We start from the raw sequence: 18201 nt of genomic DNA, 5'->3' as shown, positions 1-18201 counted from the left end.
CTGCGTTCGCAATGACGAAGAGGGTCTGAGGGTGGGCGGCGCAGAGCCGGAAACGGAGTAGCGCCGGACCTACTGCCGTCCTTGCGAGCCGAAGGCAGTAAGCACAACCCTTTCCGCCGCACTTCCGTCCTTGCGAGCCGTGGGCGTGATGCACTGCCCGTCCCAGTCCCACTGCACTGCCGTCCTTGCGAGCCGCAGGCGAAGCAATCTACCCGTGGACGGATGTGCTCCTGGATCGCTTCGCTCGACTTGACATGACGGTGTGGTCCGGCATCGTCACTGCGCTGCCGGGGAATGCAGTGTCGTAAGCGCTGTGCGCAAAGTGTCGGGAATCGCCGTCGGTCTGCCACTCGCGCGGTCGATCATCACGTGTACGAAGTGTCCCTGTGCGGCTGCGAGGGGAGCGCCCGCGCGGAAAATCCCGATTCCGTAGCGAATCGATGAGCGGCCGAGTTTCTCGACGCGCAGTCCGGCCTCAAGAGAATCCGGGAAGGCGACACTTTCGAAATAAGTGCAGCCGGTTTCGACGACGAGGCCGATCACCGGACTCTCGCCGATTACCAGATACCCATTCTCGACGAGCCACGCATTCACGGCTGTAAGGAAGTCACCGATATACCTAGGTGATTGGAAGATGGGAAAACTTGGTCGGCAAGCCATAGCCGGCGCCCACCGAACGGGCGGAGCAGCGAAGCTCCCGCTTAGCGTAGCTAAAGCAGCAAGCTCGCGTAGGATCCTGGGGCCCCACAAAGGCCGCGGAAAATAACCTTGGCCATGACTCCAAAGGTGAGCCCCGCCCGCCTACAGTGCCCGCCGCGCAGATTGGGGGCGCCAGATGGGTTACTTGCGGACAATCGTCAAAATGCTTGGTGCGGCATCTGTGCCCGCGCCGTGGGACATTTGGGCCGGGTTACAGGTTGTTAGCCCAATCCTCCTTGCCGGAGTCGCGGCAGTGGTAGGGCTGTGGCAAGAGGTCAACCTGTTCTATCTGATCGTAGGAAGCTCTCTCACCTTTGCTTCCATGTCGGTCGGGCTGGTTTCATTCTCCGTGTGGCGGCTCAATCGCCTCGTAGACGACAAGTTAGGCTTTGTTGCCGTCAGAGTGGCGAAAAACCACCACGCGAATGCTGCTCGGATCGGGTTCGAGTTGAAGAACCTCGCAGACTTCCCGCTAGAATGCGAAGTCGTTCACATCAAGAGCAGGATTGGGAACGTTGTTCCCGCCGTGGATCGAAAGCTGCCTGTCAAGATCACGGTCAGGCCGCAGGACCTCATGTGGTTTGTCGATAACGAGATCGAATTCAATCCTCCGGATTCCGGAGGCCTGCCCGGATTTGTTGAATTCAAGGTGCGTTATGGGCGCGGCGGCAAGAGGAAGTGCGAGCTGTCACAGAAGAAGTGGGTGACACTCGGCTTTGATAAGGGGGAATATCTGGGCGCCAATTGGAGCAATGCCGATCAGTCATAAGCCTAATCGAGACGCAGTTCCTTAGATCCAATAGCGCTCAACACCTGGAGCAGGAACACTGCCATAAAACCACCCCGGTTGATCCTATTCGTGATGTGCGCCTCCTCACGAACGCCGGTCGTCTCCAGCCTTCCACATCCTGGCAACTCGTGCCCAGGCGCGTTAACTCTGGGATCCAGGGCTGTAAGTTCAGTCGTCCATCGTGACCTGGTCCATATGCCGAGAAAGCGACTCGACTGTCTTCCTTAGCAGATCGGGCAACGTTACCGGCCGATTCGTAGATCGATCGACATAGACGTGGACGAAGTGCCCCTGAGCCGCTGCCACGTGTTCCGTGTTTCGGAATAGACCCACCTCATAGCGCACGCTGCTGTTGCCGATGTGCGCGACACGGATACCTGCGCACACGCGATCCGGGAACGTGATCGGAGCGAAGTACCGGCATTGCGTTTCAACAACTAGTCCAATTACCGGACTGCGCTGAATATCAAGAACTCCCGCTTCAATCAAAATTTGATTAACGGCAGTATCAAAGAATGAGTAATACACGACGTTGTTGACGTGCGCGTAGGCATCGTTGTCCATCCACCGCGTCGTGATCTCGACAAAGCAGACATATGAACTCCGTTGCTCGGGAGGAGATTTCATATGCCGCCCCTATCTAAACTCCACGCAGCTTGTGGGCTGCTGCGCTGGAAGTGGCTTAGAGGTGTCGAAGTAACTGTAGTAAACGACATTGTTCACGTGCCCGTAGGCATCGTTGTCCATCCACCGCGTCGTGATCGGACGAAATACCGCGAAGGCTTCGCGCGGAAGCGGACTTGCCCGCTCGCTCACCACGACGCCTCGTAGATGGCAGCGACATTCGCCTCTTCGAGCGGGCGCGGATTGTTCACGAGAAGGCGCGTCTGCTTCATCGCCTCGCGCGCGAGCATTGGCACCGCATCAGCGGGAATCCCGACATCGCGCAGACGTGGCGGCAGGCCGAGATCCGAAGAGAGCGCCGCAAGCCTCCGGATGAACGCCGCCGCGCGGCTGGAGGACGGCTCCCGTGCAAGATCGGGGAAGGCATGAGGCGCAAGCTCGGCATAGGCGCTCTCGGCTGCGGGGAGATTGAATTCGAGAACGGCAGGTAGAACCAGCGCGTTCGAGAGCCCGTGCGGGATGCCGTAATGGCCGCCGATCGGATAGGCCAATGCATGCACGGCTGCGACCGGTGAGTTCGCGAAAGCCTGGCCGGCAAGCATCGACCCGAGCAGCATCTTGCCGCGAGCGTCGTGGTCACCGCGATGAGCGGCGGCAGAGATGTTTCCGGCAAGAAGGCGGAGCGCTTCGGTTGCGAGAGCGGCCGAGATCGGATTGCGGTTGGCGCTGGTCGAGGTGAACGACTCGATTGCGTGCACCATCGCATCCACGCCCGTCGCGGCTGTGACCGGCGCGGGCAGACCGTAGGTCAGTTCCGGATCGAGGAGCGCGATATCGGGCAGAAGAACGGGCGAAACAACGCCCTTCTTTTCGTGAGCTCCCGTCGTCACGATCGAGATCGGCGTGACTTCAGAGCCGGTGCCTGCGGTGGTGGGCGACAGGAGAAGCGGGAGACGTTTTCCGCGCACTTGGCCTATACCATAGATATCGGCCAATCGCTCACCGCTTCTCAGCAGGAGCGCCACGAGCTTCGCGACATCAAGGGACGAGCCGCCACCGAGCCCGATGACGGCATCCGCCCCGAACCCGGCCCCACACTCTACTGCCTCCAGCACGACGCTCTCCGGCGGGTCGGCCACGACCTTGTCGAAAACCGAGACGGCGCAGCCTGCCTGCTCGAGGGACGAGACGGCAGGCGCGACGAGCCCGGCTGCCACGAGGCCCTGGTCGGTGACGATCAGGACACGCCGTCCAAGCTGTGCGGCTGCGATCTCGCCGAGCCGCGCTGCGCTTCCGGCCCCGAAGACGACGCTAGGCGTCGTATTGAAGCTGAATGTACCGATCACCGCTACCATCCTCCCTGCTCTGGAGAGGAGAAACCGGAGAGCCCGCTTCTTGGCAAGAGGGATGGCTCTGCTTTGTCACGGCGGGCACTGCCACCAAACCCGCCGCCCGCAGAAATTCTAGGGACTGATCCTCACCTTGCTCCCGCGCTCAGGGATATGATCCGGTGACGGTTGCAAGACGAAAACCGGGCCTCTCGCGGCAAGCCGGAGATGTCACGCCCGCGGGGGCAGCCATCGTCAGTCGCTGAACTCCTCGATCGCATCGACCCGATCGGGCTGGAATGCGATGTATCCCCGGATCTGCTCCGAAGCCGGGAGCGGGTTCTCGTAGCTCCAGGCCGCGTCCGGACGCACGAGTCCACCGGCCGTGACCCGAAAGAAGGACGCCTCGCCCTTATGGGGGCACTGCGTCGTCCGGGACGTTCGCTCGAGCAGGTCCATCCGCACGTCCTCGCGCGGGATGTACTGCACCGGCGGGTGCTGTCCCTCCACGAGAGCCAGAGCGCTGGTGGTTTCCGCCACGATGAAGCCACCGAGCATGACCCTGATCCGATGCGGGTTCTTGCTGATCGTGATCGTGTGATCGGAGCCAGGGTCCTGCATTCCACTCTCCTGCCGGAAGCCGAAAGGGTACAGCAAATTCCGGCCAACGGGATCCGTTGCGCAAAAGAAATTGCGCCCTCTCGAAGCCCCCTCATCGCGAAGGCGCTTTTCCGAGCCGGCGACTGTGCCGAACCGCCGATGCTCAGGACGCCAGTGGCGGAATGCGGAGAACCCAGCCCGGCTGGATCAGATCGGGATCCTTCACGGGCGGCGTATTGGCCTTCACGATCTCCGTATATTTCGCTCCCTTCCCCTTGCCATAATGCTTCTCGGCAATCGCCCAGAGCGTGTCACCCTTCTGGACGGTGTACATCGTCGATTCCGGAGCCTTCTGCTGCACCTGCAGGTCGCTGGTATCGACTTCCGCAACCCCGATGGTGTTGCCGATCGACAGGATGATCTTCTCGGCCTCCTCCTGGGTCATGGCTTGCCCGGAGAGCTTGACCTTGTCGCCCTGCACGTCGACGTTGAGCTTGTCGGCATCGAGGCCGTGGCTCTTCACTTCCTGCTTGATCGTATCGGGTGTAGCTGCTTCGGCCTTTCCGCCGAGCAGTCTCGCGCCCGCCTCTTTGAGGAACTTGAACAGACCCATGTGCTCCTCCCGTTCAGCTTGGGAATGGAGAACGCAAGCGCGGCAGCGAAGTTCAAATTGGTATGGCAATAAACGGCTGGTGCCGGGACCGCACGACGAGCGATGGCGCGAAGCGGCGAAGCCTACAGATCGCTGCGTCAGTCTTCGTCGAGCCGTTGCTCACGCACGCCGAGCGCATCGGCGAGACGCGCCTTGGCGGATCCAGGCCGAAGCGGCTTCTGCTGGCTTGAATGGGGTGTCCACCCGGAGAGCCAGACGATCTCGAACGTCGCCCACACGCGACCATCCGGGTCAGCGAAGCGTTCGGCATAGATCTCTGCGGCCCGGCGGAGCGTCGCCCGCCGCAGCCCAGCGGGCCTGCGCTCCACGAGAGCGTTCGTCATCCCCATGGCGCGCAGATCCTGCATGAGCAGGAAGGGATTGGCGTAGCGGACCCGGAGCATCTCACTGTCCGTCACGGGAAGCGCAAAACCTGCCCTCTGCAGAAGGGCGCCGAGATCGCGCAGATCCGCGAAGGGCGCCACCCGTGGGCTTGCACCACCCTCGACTTCCATCTCAGCCAGCAGGAAGGATTGGCGCAGTTCGGCCAGGCTCCCGCCGCCCAGGAGGCAACCCATGAAGAGCCCGTCGGGCCTCATGGCGCGCCGGATCTGGACCAGGGCACCCGGCAGGTCGTTCACGGCCTGAAGGGACAGAAGCGATACAACGAGGTCGAAGCGTTCCCCCGCGAACGGCAGCCGCTCCTCATCGCCGACAACCGTGCCGGTTTCGGGGGTCGGCGCCAGCCGGATCACGGTCGTTGCCCGGCGTTGCAGGACAGGGACGGCAGCGGGACCAGGGGAGCCGCAATCGAGCGCCAGGGAGAAGGGGCGCATCACGGTGGAGAGGCGCTCCTCGAGATCGACTGCAGCAGCCTCGAGCAGAAAGCCCGCATAGCCTCCCGCCTGCGCCCGGGCGAGCCGGCGACGCAGAAGAGCACGATCGAAAACCTGTGGCGCGGCCATGGAGCGCGATATGGCACCCAGGCCTTCGCTCGCCAAGCGGACGCGGCGCATTTCCCCTCGACAAGGCGCCGAAGCCGTCGGAGGAATCGCCGGGATCCCTTCCGCACCTTCGAGGGGCCTTTGCACGGCCAAGCTTGCTGCTACTATCGGGCCGTGGTGATCGCCTCGGGTGAGCGAGACTGGTGGCGAGAGTTGGCACGCGGGCTGTTCTCGAAGGGGCGGTACAGGCTGCCCTCGGGATCGTCTACCCGCCGAGCTGTGCGGCCTGCGAGGCCGCTGTGGCAACGCCGCAACTCCTCTGTGCCGCGTGCTGGTCGCGGATGCGGTTCATCGAGCGGCCGTTCTGCGAGCGGCTCGGAACTCCTTTCGCTGCGGATCTCGGCGGCAGCCTGCTGTCTCCGGCGGCCGTCGCGGAGCCGCCCGTTTTCAGGCGCGCCCGGGCCGTGGCGCGCTATGACGAGGTCGCACGCTCTCTCGTTCACCGCCTCAAATACGGCGACCAGGATCGGCTCGCCCGTCCCATGGGCCTCCTTATGGCGCGAGCCGGCGCCGAACTCCTCCGGGAGGCCGATGTCATCGTTCCGGTGCCGTTGCATCGGTGGAGGCTCTGGACCCGCCGCTTCAATCAGGCGGCCGCCCTCGCGTGGTCGATCGCGGAGCGCGCGGGCTGCCCATGCGATCCCTTTCTCCTCAGCCGAGTCAGGTCGACACGCCAGCAGGTCGGCCTCACGAGAGCCCAGCGGCGGGAGAATCTCCAGGGCGTGTTCCGGGTTCCGGAGGAGGCTCGGCCGCGCCTGTCCGGCCGTCGCGCCGTGCTGGTCGATGATGTCTTCACGACGGGAGCGACGGCGAATGCCGCCAGCCGCGCGCTCCTGCGCGGCGGCGCCACCTCGGTCGACGTGCTGTGCTTCGCGCAGGTCGTGCCGGATGGCTGATCGGGCTTCCCCCTCGGGAGTACCGAGACGGGACCGAAACCGGGCGGCACCGTTTCACATTCTTCCATTGGCCGGTGGCCATGAGGCTACCGGCTTGCGAGCGATTTTCGGACCCTATATCGGATTTCGGCAAGGAGCCGCGATGCAACCCGTGACCATCTATACGCGGAGCTGGTGCTCGTATTGCGCCGCCGCAAAGGAACTCCTGCGGCGCAAAGGCGCCGACTTCACCGAGATCGACATCGAGGAGCAGCCCGAGGCGCGTGCGGAAATGATCCAACGGGCGGGCGGGCGCACGACCGTACCGCAGATCTTCATCGGCGAGCGCCATGTTGGCGGTTGCGATGATCTCTATGCCCTCGAGCGGGGCCATGCGCTCGACAAGGCCCTCGCGGGCTGAAGGGGGATTTGCACATGACGCGCCGTTTCATCGCCGCCTGCCTGCAGATGCGTTCCGGGCGAGACCCGCTCGTCAATCGCGATGCGGCCGTAACCCTCGCCCGGGAGGCCGCCGCGCAGGGCGCGAGCTTCGTACAGACACCGGAGATGACGTCCCTCGTCGAACGGGAGCGGTCAGCGCTGTTCGCCAAGGTCGGTCCGCAGGAGACCGATGCGACGGTCAATGCGCTCCGCGAGGTCGCCCGGGAGCGGCGCATCGTCGTGCAGATCGGGTCCGTTGCCGTCGCGGAGGGCGACAGGATCGCGAACCGGGCCATCCTGATCGATGCGGAAGGTGAGGTTGTTGCGACCTACGACAAGATTCATCTGTTCGATGTCGACCTCCCGAACGGGGAACGGTGGCGTGAATCGGCGACCTATGCCGGCGGGAACGAGGCGACTCTCGTGGAAACGCCCTGGGGCTGGCTCGGCCTGACGATCTGCTACGACGTGCGCTTCCCGGCACTGTACCGGGCTCTCGCGAAGGCCGGCGCGAGCTTCCTCTCTGCCCCGGCCTGCTTCACGAAGCAGACGGGCGAAGCCCACTGGCACATCCTCCACCGTGCACGGGCGATCGAGACCGGCGCCTTCATGATCTCGGCCGCCCAGGGCGGCCTGCATGAGGACGGCCGCGAGACCTATGGCCATTCGATCATCGTCGATCCCTGGGGCCGTGTGCTCGCCGAGGGTGGAACGGAGCCTGGCGTGATCCTGGCCGAGATCGACCCTGCTCTCGTCGGAGAGGCCCGGGCCCGGATCCCGGCCCTCCGCCATGGCCGGCCGTTCGAGGTTGTCCGCGCCGCCCTCTCCGAGGACGCGCCGCGCGCCGCCACCGCCTGAGGTCTTGGACGGGAGCTGAGCCGTCCCCATTTGACGGCTTGAGCGATCCGTTCCACTTGACCGATGTCTCTCTCCTCTGCCGTCCTACCCGGCAACCAATCCGAAAGCCGGCTCCGTTCGAGCAAGGGCGCTCCGCGTGCGTTTGACCTGACCCGATGATCAAGTATTCCCTGGCCTGCGAATCCGGCCACGAGTTCGAGAGCTGGTTTCCTTCGAGCGATGCGTTCGAGACGCAGCGCAAGCGGGGCTTCGTCTCCTGCCCCGTGTGCCAATCCACCAAAGTAGAGAAGCAGATCATGGCGCCCTCGGTGGCGCGCAAGGATCGTGCGGCTCCGCAGGCTCCGAACCGCCCCATGGCCGTTCTCTCGGAACAGGAGGTGGAACTCCGGAAGATGTTGCGCGCTCTGCGCGATCACGTCGAAAAGCATGCGGAAAATGTGGGCGACCGGTTCGCGGAAGAGGCCCGCAGCATGCATCTCGGCGAGATCGAGCACCGGTCGATCTATGGGCAGGCCTCGCCGACCGAGGCGCGCGAGCTGATCGAGGAAGGCATCGAGATCCTGCCCTTGCCGATGCTGCCGGATTCCCAGAACTGAGCCTGCAGGCGCCGGTGGGGACCTTCTTCACGAGCGACACCCATTTCGGCGATTCCCGCGTCCTGCGCATCGATCGACGGCCTTTCGCATCGGTCGCCGAGCACGATGAGGCTCTGATCCGAAACTGGAACGAGACCGTCGCTCCCGAGGACGAGGTCTGGCACCTCGGCGACTTCGCGCTGCACGTGAAGGCCTCCCGGATCGGCGAACTGCTGGCGATTCTCAACGGAAAGAAGCACCTCGTCGTCGGGAACAATGACGGGGCGGACACGCTCGCAGCCGAAGGCTGGGCCAGCCGGCAGACTTATGCGGAGATCGTCGTCGACGGCACGGCGCTGGTCCTCTGCCACTACGCGTTCCGGACCTGGAAGAACATGGGCCGTGGCTGGCTCGATCTGCACGGGCACTCCCATGGCCGGCTGCGGCCGCAGACCCGCCAATACGACGTGGGCGTCGATGTCTGGAACTATCGCCCCGTCACGCTCGCGCAGCTCCGGGTGCGTCGCAAGCCGTGGAAGCCCGCCGGTGCGGAGTGATCCTCCAGGATGGGTGCTGGAGCGGCAGCAGCCTCCAGGCCCGATAGGAGCTATGGCGTGCTCGAGGCATGCGCTGTGCCGCCCTGTGCAATGGGCTTTGCCGCCAAGGCCATGTAGTTGACACCCGTATCCCGGGAGAGAGTCCAGGCATCCCGCAGCGGATTGTAGACCACACCCGTGGTATCGATGACGGACATGCCGCTCGTCTCGATGGCGAGCTTCAGCTCGTCCGGAGTCACGAACCGGTCCCACTGGTGCGTCCCGCGGGGCAGCCAGCCGAGCACGTATTCGGCCCCGACGATCGCCAGCGCGAAAGCCCGGAGCGTGCGATTGATGGTTGCCATGAAGAGAAGTCCGCCGGGCCGGACCACGCTGGTGCAGGTCGCGATGAACGCCTGGACGTCCTGTACGTGCTCCACGACCTCCATCGCGAGCACGACGTCGAAGGTTTCCTCGCGCGCCGAGACGGCTTCCACGGTCTCGTTCCGGTAATCCACGAGGATACCGGCCCGCTCCGCATGGAGCCGCGCGACCTCGATATTGGTTCGCGCCGGATCGAGGCCCGCCACGGAGCCTCCGAGCCGCGCGAGCGGCTCCGCCAGGATGCCTCCTCCGCAGCCGACGTCGAGGATCGACAGCCCGGACAGCGGCCTCGGCGACTTGGGGTCGCGGCCGAGCCGCCGGCAGGTTTCGTCGCGAATATAGGCCAGGCGCAGCGGATTGAACTTGTGCAAGGCCCGCATCGGGCCTCGGGCATCCCACCACGAGTTGGCGAGACGCTCGAAGCGGGCGACCTCCTCGGGATCGACACTGGCGGCAGGATCGGACATCGGCAGGGCTCCGGCCCGAGCTCATCGAGCCCGGCAGTGGCGTTGACAGGGCAAGACCCCCTCGTCATGTATACCGCCCCTCCGGCCTAGCGAAGGCCAATCCCACGATCTCCGCACAAGCTTTCAGCCCATGCCTCGCCTCGTCATGAAATTCGGCGGCACGTCGGTCGCCACCGTGGAGCGCATCCGCAACGTGGCGCAGCACGTGAAACGCGAAGTCGAGGCCGGCTACGACGTGGCGGTCGTGGTCTCCGCGATGGCCGGCAAGACCAACGAGCTCGTCGGGTTCGTCCGCGAGGCCTCGTCGCGCTACGATCCGCGCGAATACGACACCGTCGTCGCCTCCGGGGAGCAGGTCACCTCCGGCCTCCTCGCAATCGCTCTCAAGGATATCGGGTTTCGGGCGCGCTCCTGGCAGGGCTGGCAGATTCCCATCCTGACCTCCGAGGCGCATGGTTCGGCCCGGATCGCCGAGATCGATGGAAGCGCTATCCTGAAATCCTTTGCCGAGGAGCACGAGGTTGCGGTCGTCTCCGGGTTCCAGGGCCTCCACAAGGAGACAGGGCGGATCACGACCCTCGGGCGCGGCGGCTCGGACACGAGCGCGGTTGCGCTCGCGGCCGCGCTCCAGGCGGAGCGCTGCGACATCTATACCGACGTCGACGGGGTCTATACGACCGATCCGCGTATCGTGCCGAAGGCGCGCCGGCTCGACCGGGTATCCTATGAGGAGATGCTCGAGATGGCCTCTCTCGGGGCCAAGGTGCTGCAGGTCCGCTCCGTGGAACTCGCGATGCTCCACCGGGTCCCGACCTATGTGCGTTCGAGCTTCGACGACCCTGCGGATCCGCGCCAGGGGACCCTTATCTGTGACGAGGACAGCATCATGGAACAGCAGATCGTCACGGGCATCGCCTATTCGAAGGACGAGGCCCAGATCACGCTGCGCAACGTCGCCGACAAGCCGGGCGTAGCGGCTTCGATCTTCGTGCCGCTCGCCGACGCGAACATCAACGTCGACATGATCATCCAGGTCGTGTCCGACGACAGCGTCACGACCGACATCACCTTCACGGTCCCGGCCGCGGATTACGAGCGCGCCTGCGGGGTGCTCGAGGAGCATCGGGCAAAGATCGGCTACCGTGCCCTGCAGGGCGCCACCGATGTCGTGAAGGTATCCGCGATCGGGGTCGGGATGCGCAGTCACGCGGGTGTCGCCGCGAGGGCCTTCAAGGCCTTGGCCGAGAAGGGGATCAACATTCGCGCGATCACGACTTCGGAGATCAAGTTCTCGGTCCTGATCGAGTCGGCCTACACGGAGCTTGCCGTCCGGACACTCCACTCGCTATACGGCCTGGACAGGGTCTGACGCGGCCGCCGCGCAGCCTCATCGGTTCAGCCGGGGGCCGGCAGCTCGACCAGCAGCCCGAGGTACGGGAACGGACAGAACATGCCAGCGACTCCCGGCGGCCCGCGCGTGCTCCTGCGCCGCCTCCGCGAAGTCATGGCGGAGCCGGTCAGCGCACAGGATCGCCTCGACAAGATCGTGATCCTGATCGCAGCCAACATGGTTGCGGAGGTCTGCTCCGTTTACGTGATGCGAGGCGACGGCGACCTCGAGCTCTTCGCGACCGAGGGCCTCAACCGGGAGGCCGTGCACCACACCAGGATGCGGGCGGGAGAGGGCCTCGTCGGCCTCATCGCAACGACAGCCGAACCGCTCGCGCTCTCCGACGCACAATCGCACCCGGCCTTTTCCTACAGGCCGGAGACCGGCGAGGAGATCTACCACGCCTTCCTGGGCGTTCCGCTCCTGCGTGCCGGCAACACCCTCGGCGTCCTCGTGGTCCAGAACCGCACATTCCGGACCTATGCCGAAGAGGAGATCGAGGCGCTCCAGACGACCGCGATGGTCCTCGCGGAGATGCTCGCCTCGGGTGAACTGCAGACGCTCTCATCAACGGATTCGACCAGCGCGCTCCGGCAGCCCCTTCATCAGCGCGGCATTCCCCTCGCCGACGGTGTCGGCCTCGGTTACGTGGTGCTCCACGAGCCACGGGTCGTCATCAAGAACCTCATTGCCGAGAGCGTGGAGGCCGAGGTCGCGCGCCTCGAGACGGCTATCGCCGAGGTCCGCGCATCAATCGACGAGCTGATCGAGCACGGAGACGTCGCTCATCACGGGGAGCACCGGGAGGTTCTCGAGACCTTCCGGATGTTTGCCCACGATCAGGGCTGGCTGCGGCGCATGCGCGAGGCCGTGCTTTCCGGCCTGACCGCCGAAGCCGCCGTGGAGCGCGTGCAATCCGATACCCGGGCCCGCATGCTTCGCCAGACGGACCCCTACCTCCGCGACCGGCTGCACGATCTCGACGATCTCGCGAACCGCCTCCTCCACAGGCTGGTCGGCCGGAACCTCGTTGCCGAACGGGCATCCCTCCCCGAGAACTCGATCCTCGTGGCGCGCTCGATGGGGCCCGCGGCCCTCCTGGACTATGACCGCTCGCGCCTGCGCGGTCTCGTTCTCGAGGAGGGTGGGCCGACCAGCCACATCGCGATCGTCGCCCGCGCGATCGGCATCCCGGCCGTCGGTGAGGTCGCGAACGTGACGGCGCTCGTCGAGCCCGGCGACGCGATCATCGTGGACGGCTCCGCCGGCGACGTGCAGATCCGGCCGCGTGTGGACGTCGAAGCCGCCTATGCCGAGAAGGCGCGCCTGCGGGCACGGCGGCAAGCCCAGTATCGACGGCTCAGGACTGTCGCTCCCGTCACCGCGGACGGCATCGAGATCACCCTGCAGATGAATGCGGGCCTCATCGTCGATCTCCCCCACCTCACCGAAACGGGAGCGAGTGGCGTCGGCCTGTTCCGAACCGAGCTGCAATTCATGGTGGCCGAGCGGATGCCCGCGGCGAGCGAGCAGCAGGCCCTCTATCGCGCCGTCATGACGGCGGTCGGCGACGAGCCCGTGACCTTCCGGACGCTCGATATCGGCGGCGACAAGATCCTGCCCTACATGCGCTCGGTCGAGGAGGAGAACCCTGCCCTCGGGTGGCGCGCGATCCGGATTGGCCTCGACCGGCCGGGTCTCCTGCGCGCCCAGGTGAGGGCCCTGCTCAAGGCGAGCGACGGCCGAAAGCTTCGGATCATGTTCCCGATGGTCGCGACCTGTGACGAGTTCGCCCGCGCCAAGGCCCTCGTGGATCGCGAATCCGCCTATCTTCAGCGCCACGGTTATTCTCTGCCGGCAGACCTGAAGCTCGGCGTAATGCTGGAGGTCCCGTCTCTGCTGTTCCAGATCGAGGAAATCTGCGCCACGGCGGATTTCATTTCGATTGGCTCGAACGACCTGCTGCAGTTCCTCTTCGCGGCCGACCGCGACAACCGCATGGTAGCGGAGCGCTTCGATCCCTTGAGTGCGCCCGCCCTGCGTGCGCTCAAGACGGTCGCGGATGCGGCCAACCGGAGCGGCTGTCCGGTATCGGTCTGCGGTGAAATCGCCGGACGCCCGCTCGAGGCAATGGCGCTGATCGGGCTGGGCTTCCGCGCTCTGTCGATGGCTCCTACATCGATCGGACCCGTGAAGGCGATGCTCCTGGAACTCGACGCCGGCGCTGTCGGGGCGTTCCTCGAGAAGGAACTCGCCCGCGCGGGCGGCGCCGAGACCCTGCGTTCCCAGCTCATCTCCTTCGCCGAGCAGCACAACATCCCGATTTGACGATGCTGGGCGCCCCGTTTCCCGATGCCGTCCCGGCGCGCAGGGGCGGCCCTTCCCTGTCCCGAGCCGAGTGCCTCGGCATGCGGCCCGATCTTCCGGTGTGACCATGGCCTTCACCCCGCCCATCGAACGGCTCGACGCCATCCTGGCCCGCCACGACATCGTGATGGCAACCCTCAATGCGGGCCCGGACCCCGAATCCTTCGTCGCCCTGTCCCGGGAGCTCGCCGAACTCGAGCCGATCGTGGATGCGATCCGTGGCTTCCGAGCGGCCGAGGAGAACCTCGCCGGGATCGAGGCGCTCGTATCGGATCCGGCGACCGACTCCGAAATGCGGAACCTCGCCGAGGAGGAACTGCCCCAGGCCGAGGAGGAGCGTGACCTGGCCGCTCAATCCCTGCGTCTTCTGCTTCTCCCCAAGGATGCCGCGGACGAGAAGAGCGCTATCCTCGAGATCCGGGCGGGGACCGGCGGCGACGAGGCCGCTCTCTTCGCCGGCGACCTGTTCCGGATGTATTCGCGGTACGCGGAGCTGAAGGGCTGGACCGTCGAGGTGATCTCCCAGAGCGAAGGCACCGTCGGAGGCTTCCGGGAAATCATTGCCGAGATCAGGGGGCGAGGCGTCTTCGCGCGGCTCAAATTCGAGAGCGGGGCCCATCGGGTCCAGCGCGTGCCGGCGACGGAAGCATCCGGGCGGATCCATACCTCCGCCGCCACGGTGGCAGTCCTCCCCGAGGCCGAAGAGGTCGACGTCGAGATCAACGAGGCGGACCTCCGGATCGATACGATGCGCTCCGGAGGCGCAGGCGGCCAGCACGTCAACAAGACGGAATCTGCCGTGCGGATCACGCATATCCCGACCGGCATCGTCGTGCTCGTGCAGGACGAACGGTCCCAGCACAAGAACCGCGCCCGGGCCTTCGCTCTCCTGAGAGCGCGGCTCTTCGATGCCGAGCGGACCGCGAAGGACGCCGCCCGCGCAGCCGACCGCAAATCCCAGGTCGGGTCCGGCGACCGCTCGGAGCGGATCCGGACCTACAACTTCCCGCAGGGACGGGTCACCGACCATCGGATCAACCTCACCCTCTACAAGCTCGAGGAGGTCCTTGCGGGCCCCGGGCTCGACGAGTTGGTCGATGCCCTCGTGACCGAGCACCAGGCAGCCCTCCTCGCCGAAGACGAGGCAGCGTGACGCAGAGTCCGGAAGGCGGGCCTCCGGTCGCCCCGACTGGGGCCATGACCCGACAGGAGGCCATCGTTCTGACCCGGAAGCTGTTCACCGAAGCCGGCCTGGATGCGCCTGCCCTCGAGGCACGGTGGCTCGTCGAGGCGGCTCTCCGGATTTCCGCAAGCGAACTGGCCGCCTTTCCGGAGCGCCATCTCGGTCCGGATGGCGCGCAGCGGCTCGAGGGTTTCCTGCGCCGCCGGCTCGTGCGGGAGCCCCTCGCGCGAATCCTGGGCGAGCAGGAATTCTGGGGCCTTCGCTTTGCCCTGTCTCCCGAGACCCTCATCCCGCGGCCCGATACGGAAACGATCGTGGAGACGGCTCTCGGCCTTCTGCCCGGCCGCACCGCACCGCTGCGCATCCTCGACCTCGGCACGGGCACCGGCTGCCTTCTGGTCGCCCTGCTTCACGAGCGGCCCGAAGCGGTTGGCCTGGGCATCGATCTGTCCGAAGGAGCCCTTCGCACGGCGAGGCGGAACGCGGTGCACAACAATGTCGCGCCCCGGGCCCTGTTCGCGTGTGGAGACTGGGCCAGCGCGGCGCGAGGTCCATTCGATCTCGTCGTTTCGAACCCGCCCTATATCGCGTCCGCCGTGATCCCGACCTTGGCCGCGGAGGTGCGCGACCACGACCCGTCCGCGGCCCTCGATGGCGGGCCCGACGGGCTGTCCGCCTATCGCTCGATTCTCGCGTCCGCAGGCGATGTCCTCGCACCCGAGGGTTTGCTCGTGCTCGAGATCGGCTACGATCAGGCAGAGGCTGTCGAAGCGCTTTCTCGTGCCTCGGGCCTTGCGAAGTGCAAGGTGGCTCACGATCTATCCGGCATACGGCGGTGCCTCGCCCTGAAATGGGCATGATTGCCCGCCAGAGTGCTTTCCGGAGGGTCTTGATCACGGGTAATCCTGTGAAATTCCCCCTTGGCGACTACCGCGGAACCCGCTAGGTTTCAGGCGAGATCGTCCCGGTCCAAAAGAGAACCGGCGAATCGGGGCTAAAATCTGCGCCGGTAGGACCAAACGAAATCAGCCGCGTCGGCGGGGGCATTTGCAGTCCCATGCGGCCATTCGAACCCGACACTGAAGCACGACCGGGACCTGAGTCGCGGTTGCACAACTGACGGAAACGCCACGCGAACGGTGGGCGCAGGCCCGTTCCGCGGATTGGCTTCAGAGCGCGTGGGCTGACGAACCAGCGAGGGTCATAGACCAGAAATGAGACCAGGACAGAACAGGCGGATGCGCGGGCGCAACCGCAACAAGGGTCCCAATCCGCTGACTCGGAGCTACGAGTCCAACGGACCGGATGTGAAGATCCGTGGGACGGCTCAGCACATTGCCGAGAAATACTCCCAGCTCGCGCGTGATGCGCAGGCAAGCGGAGACCCGGTGGCTGCCGAGAACTACTTCCAGCACGCCGAGCATTACTTCCGAATCATCGCAGCGGCCCAGGAGCAGCTTCGCGAGCAGTTCGGGTATCAGAACCGGCCGTTCGAGGAGGAGAGCGAGGACGAGGGTGGCTTTGCACCCGAGCGCTCCGGTTTCCCGAATGGCGGCGAGGAATCCGAATTCAACGGGCAGCCGCAATCGCAGCTTCCCTTCGAACCCCGTGAGGCCAACGAGCGCCCGCCGCGTTTCGAGCCCCGGGATAATTCCGAGCGTCAGCCACGCTTCGATCGTGGAGACAGGAACGAGCGCGGCGAGCGCGGTGATCGTCGCGAGCGGTTCTCGCGTGGAGGCCGGCAACGCCCGGATAACCAGGGCGAATCACGCAGCGAGTTCCGCCACGACCGGCGTCGCGAGGAGAACAATGATACCGCTGCGGCCGAGCAGCCCGGACTGCCGGCCTTCCTGACCACTCCGCTCCGTGCACCGGTCAGCGTCGAAGGCGAATCGGCCGAGGCCGCCTCACCGGATAACGGTGCCGCGGAGGCCAACGGAGAGTTCCGGACTCGTCGGCCCCGGCGCCGGCGCCGGGGCTTCTCAGATGAGGAGGGAGGCGCAGCGGAGACCCCGGATTTCGCGACCGAGGGCGCGAAGCCGCCTGCTGCCGAGTAGGACTCATCAGTTCAAAATTGAAAAGGGGAGGGCTTGCCCTCCCCTTATCGCGTCATGTGACGACCCGAATTCACAGCGACAGCCAAAGAAGGTTTTGACCTCCGGGCCGAGGCGCGGTCTTCATCAGGCAGCCTCTTGCCGACCTTCAACGCGACCAAGGCCATCTTATCGGGCCGGTAGCCCAGCTTCCTGCTGGTTCCAGAGGCCGACCCGCATCCGCCGCGCATGCTCCTCCGCGAGCTTGAGATCGGGCGTCGCCTGTTCCGTGGTTCTCCCGCCGCCGTTGTAAAGGACCACCGTCGAGAGATCCCGTCCATCCACGGTGCAGCGGTAGAGGTCCGCTGAACCGGTAGGCGTGCAGGAGACTTCGCGCCCAGCGAGATATTGCGTCAGTTGGTCTGGACTGCCCGCTCCCTTTGCCCATTGGACGCCGAACAGCCGCACCACGCGCCCGTTCAGGAACAGGGCGGCCGTGTCGAGGACCTGCGGAATGCCTCTGATCTCGCCTCCCCCTCCCTGCTGAGCAGCGGTCGTCGCCGTTGCACCTGTCGCAGAGGCGGTTTCCTGCTGTGCGGCGGGATCGGGTGATGCTGGCGCTGCGGTCTCGACCGTTGACGGAGCTGGTGCCTCACCTCGCCCGGACATTAGAACGGCGGCAGAGAGCCCTACAGCTACGAGAAGGCCGAGAGCGGCCGGTGCGATGATGGCGGGCCGGCGCCATCCACGCCAGCCTCGGGGAGTCTCGTCTTCCGCGGCATCCGGCTCAGTGGAGGATGCGAGCGATGCTGGATGATACTGCTCAGGCGCATCATCTTCTCGTGCCGCCCCACGCAGGATCGGCAGTCGACGCGCGATATTGCCGGCGAGCCTGCGACCGACCTGGGTCAAGGGCCGGCGTTCGAGATCATCCTCCTCGTCGAATTCCTCTTCGAGCGCGTCCGTGCCGATAAACCAGACGTCCCGTTCAGGCTGTGCGGATGCGGTATGCGGGGTTTCCCGTTCGTCGGGCGAGGCGGGAGGCAGAGGATTATCGTCGCTCCCCGCCTCGTCGACCTGCCCTGTCGGGCCGGGCGCCTCCGGAGCCTGGTTCGGCCTGTTGCCGACGCGAAAGAGCCCGGGATGCAGGGTTCTCAACTCCGCCACGAGGTCGTGGATCGACATGGCCGACTCGTGACCATCCCTTTGCACGAAGCGTGGTTCACCTGTCCGGCTCACGACCGTGATCACCAGCCCATCCTCGTTCCGAGACCATCGGAGCGAGGATTCGATGATCAGCTCGAGGGCGCCCTTGGCCTCCTCGATCGGGCCTGCGCGGGTGACCTCTTCGCGGATCAGATTTCGGACGGCATCCCGCTCCTGGCTCATGATTAC

General features: G+C 65.4%; 21 protein-coding genes. 11 read left to right on the top strand and 10 right to left on the bottom strand.

Annotated elements, in window-relative coordinates:
- Positions 1–276 precede the first annotated feature (276 nt).
- Complete coding sequence (locus tag BN1233_RS14385) at positions 277–660, bottom strand: thioesterase family protein (protein ID WP_046864253.1); 384 nt, start codon at positions 658–660, stop codon at positions 277–279.
- Between the two features lie 175 nt (positions 661–835).
- On the opposite strand from BN1233_RS14385, the gene BN1233_RS14380 reads away from it, so the two are divergent.
- Positions 836–1468, top strand: a complete 633-nt coding sequence (locus BN1233_RS14380; protein ID WP_156312715.1) for a hypothetical protein — start codon at positions 836–838, stop codon at positions 1466–1468.
- 2 nt (positions 1469–1470) lie between these two features.
- Here the strand turns inward: BN1233_RS14380 and BN1233_RS49700 are convergent, their stop codons facing one another.
- From BN1233_RS49700 to BN1233_RS14355, 7 genes are all read right to left on the bottom strand, one after another.
- Positions 1471–1614: a DUF6471 domain-containing protein gene (locus BN1233_RS49700; RefSeq protein WP_244470910.1), complete on the bottom strand. Its 144-nt coding sequence runs from the start codon at positions 1612–1614 to the stop codon at positions 1471–1473.
- A gap of 43 nt (positions 1615–1657) precedes the next feature.
- The gene (locus tag BN1233_RS14375; RefSeq protein ID WP_244470909.1) at positions 1658–2053 is read right to left on the bottom strand and encodes an acyl-CoA thioesterase; all 396 of its coding nucleotides are present in this window, start codon (positions 2051–2053) and stop codon (positions 1658–1660) included.
- 72 nt (positions 2054–2125) lie between these two features.
- Positions 2126–2305, bottom strand: coding sequence for an acyl-CoA thioesterase (locus tag BN1233_RS49695; RefSeq protein ID WP_425311716.1), 180 nt, complete (start codon positions 2303–2305; stop codon positions 2126–2128).
- Positions 2302–3456, bottom strand: a complete 1155-nt coding sequence (locus tag BN1233_RS14370) for an iron-containing alcohol dehydrogenase (RefSeq protein ID WP_147707308.1) — start codon at positions 3454–3456, stop codon at positions 2302–2304. The genes BN1233_RS49695 and BN1233_RS14370 overlap by 4 nt, the downstream gene beginning before the upstream one ends.
- Before the next feature lie 240 nt (positions 3457–3696).
- Positions 3697–4062 (bottom strand): DUF427 domain-containing protein, encoded by a 366-nt coding sequence (locus BN1233_RS14365; protein WP_046864249.1) that lies wholly within the window; start codon positions 4060–4062, stop codon positions 3697–3699.
- A gap of 142 nt (positions 4063–4204) precedes the next feature.
- Positions 4205–4654 (bottom strand): peptidoglycan-binding protein LysM, encoded by a 450-nt coding sequence (gene lysM, locus BN1233_RS14360; protein ID WP_046864248.1) that lies wholly within the window; start codon positions 4652–4654, stop codon positions 4205–4207.
- A 137-nt stretch (positions 4655–4791) separates the two neighbouring features.
- The gene (locus BN1233_RS14355; RefSeq protein ID WP_046864567.1) at positions 4792–5658 is read right to left on the bottom strand and encodes a methyltransferase domain-containing protein; all 867 of its coding nucleotides are present in this window, start codon (positions 5656–5658) and stop codon (positions 4792–4794) included.
- A gap of 179 nt (positions 5659–5837) precedes the next feature.
- On the opposite strand from BN1233_RS14355, the gene BN1233_RS14350 reads away from it, so the two are divergent.
- From BN1233_RS14350 to BN1233_RS14330, 5 genes are all read left to right on the top strand, one after another.
- Positions 5838–6593, top strand: coding sequence for a ComF family protein (locus tag BN1233_RS14350; RefSeq protein WP_147707239.1), 756 nt, complete (start codon positions 5838–5840; stop codon positions 6591–6593).
- Positions 6594–6735: 142 nt separating this feature from the next.
- Positions 6736–6993 carry a glutaredoxin 3 gene (grxC, locus tag BN1233_RS14345; protein WP_046864566.1) on the top strand — a complete coding sequence of 86 codons (258 nt, stop codon included), beginning with the start codon at positions 6736–6738 and terminating at the stop codon, positions 6991–6993.
- Positions 6994–7007: 14 nt separating this feature from the next.
- On the top strand, positions 7008–7871 hold the full coding sequence (locus tag BN1233_RS14340; RefSeq protein WP_046864246.1) for a carbon-nitrogen hydrolase family protein: 864 nt from the start codon (positions 7008–7010) through the stop codon (positions 7869–7871).
- A 155-nt stretch (positions 7872–8026) separates the two neighbouring features.
- Positions 8027–8467, top strand: coding sequence for a DUF1178 family protein (locus BN1233_RS14335; RefSeq protein WP_046864245.1), 441 nt, complete (start codon positions 8027–8029; stop codon positions 8465–8467).
- A gap of 14 nt (positions 8468–8481) precedes the next feature.
- Positions 8482–9003, top strand: coding sequence for a metallophosphoesterase family protein (locus BN1233_RS14330; RefSeq protein WP_046864244.1), 522 nt, complete (start codon positions 8482–8484; stop codon positions 9001–9003).
- A 50-nt stretch (positions 9004–9053) separates the two neighbouring features.
- Here BN1233_RS14330 and ubiG read toward each other — a convergent pair whose 3' ends face one another.
- Positions 9054–9833, bottom strand: a complete 780-nt coding sequence (gene ubiG / locus BN1233_RS14325) for a bifunctional 2-polyprenyl-6-hydroxyphenol methylase/3-demethylubiquinol 3-O-methyltransferase UbiG (protein WP_046864243.1) — start codon at positions 9831–9833, stop codon at positions 9054–9056.
- Positions 9834–9963: 130 nt separating this feature from the next.
- On the opposite strand from ubiG, the gene BN1233_RS14320 reads away from it, so the two are divergent.
- The 5 genes from BN1233_RS14320 (at position 9964) to BN1233_RS14300 (ending at position 16830) form a co-directional block, all read left to right on the top strand.
- A complete protein-coding gene (locus tag BN1233_RS14320; RefSeq protein ID WP_046864242.1) occupies positions 9964–11202 on the top strand; it encodes an aspartate kinase in 1239 nt (412 codons plus the stop codon).
- A gap of 81 nt (positions 11203–11283) precedes the next feature.
- Entirely contained in the window at positions 11284–13551 is a 2268-nt protein-coding gene (gene ptsP / locus BN1233_RS14315) for a phosphoenolpyruvate--protein phosphotransferase (RefSeq protein WP_046864241.1), read from the top strand.
- Positions 13552–13657: 106 nt separating this feature from the next.
- On the top strand, positions 13658–14743 hold the full coding sequence (gene prfA, locus BN1233_RS14310) for a peptide chain release factor 1 (RefSeq protein ID WP_046864240.1): 1086 nt from the start codon (positions 13658–13660) through the stop codon (positions 14741–14743).
- Between the two features lie 44 nt (positions 14744–14787).
- Positions 14788–15633, top strand: coding sequence for a peptide chain release factor N(5)-glutamine methyltransferase (gene prmC, locus BN1233_RS14305; RefSeq protein WP_046864239.1), 846 nt, complete (start codon positions 14788–14790; stop codon positions 15631–15633).
- Between the two features lie 378 nt (positions 15634–16011).
- On the top strand, positions 16012–16830 hold the full coding sequence (locus BN1233_RS14300) for a DUF4167 domain-containing protein (protein ID WP_048709186.1): 819 nt from the start codon (positions 16012–16014) through the stop codon (positions 16828–16830).
- Between the two features lie 165 nt (positions 16831–16995).
- Here the strand turns inward: BN1233_RS14300 and BN1233_RS14295 are convergent, their stop codons facing one another.
- On the bottom strand, positions 16996–18195 hold the full coding sequence (locus BN1233_RS14295; protein ID WP_046864237.1) for a thermonuclease family protein: 1200 nt from the start codon (positions 18193–18195) through the stop codon (positions 16996–16998).
- Between the last annotated feature and the right edge of the window lie 6 nt (positions 18196–18201).

It is taken from the genome of Microvirga massiliensis, assembly GCF_001006805.1.
Taxonomy (GTDB): domain Bacteria; phylum Pseudomonadota; class Alphaproteobacteria; order Rhizobiales; family Beijerinckiaceae; genus Microvirga; species Microvirga massiliensis.
Note: the sequence above shows the minus strand (reverse complement) of the source record. Positions and strands in the feature narration are given on the sequence as shown.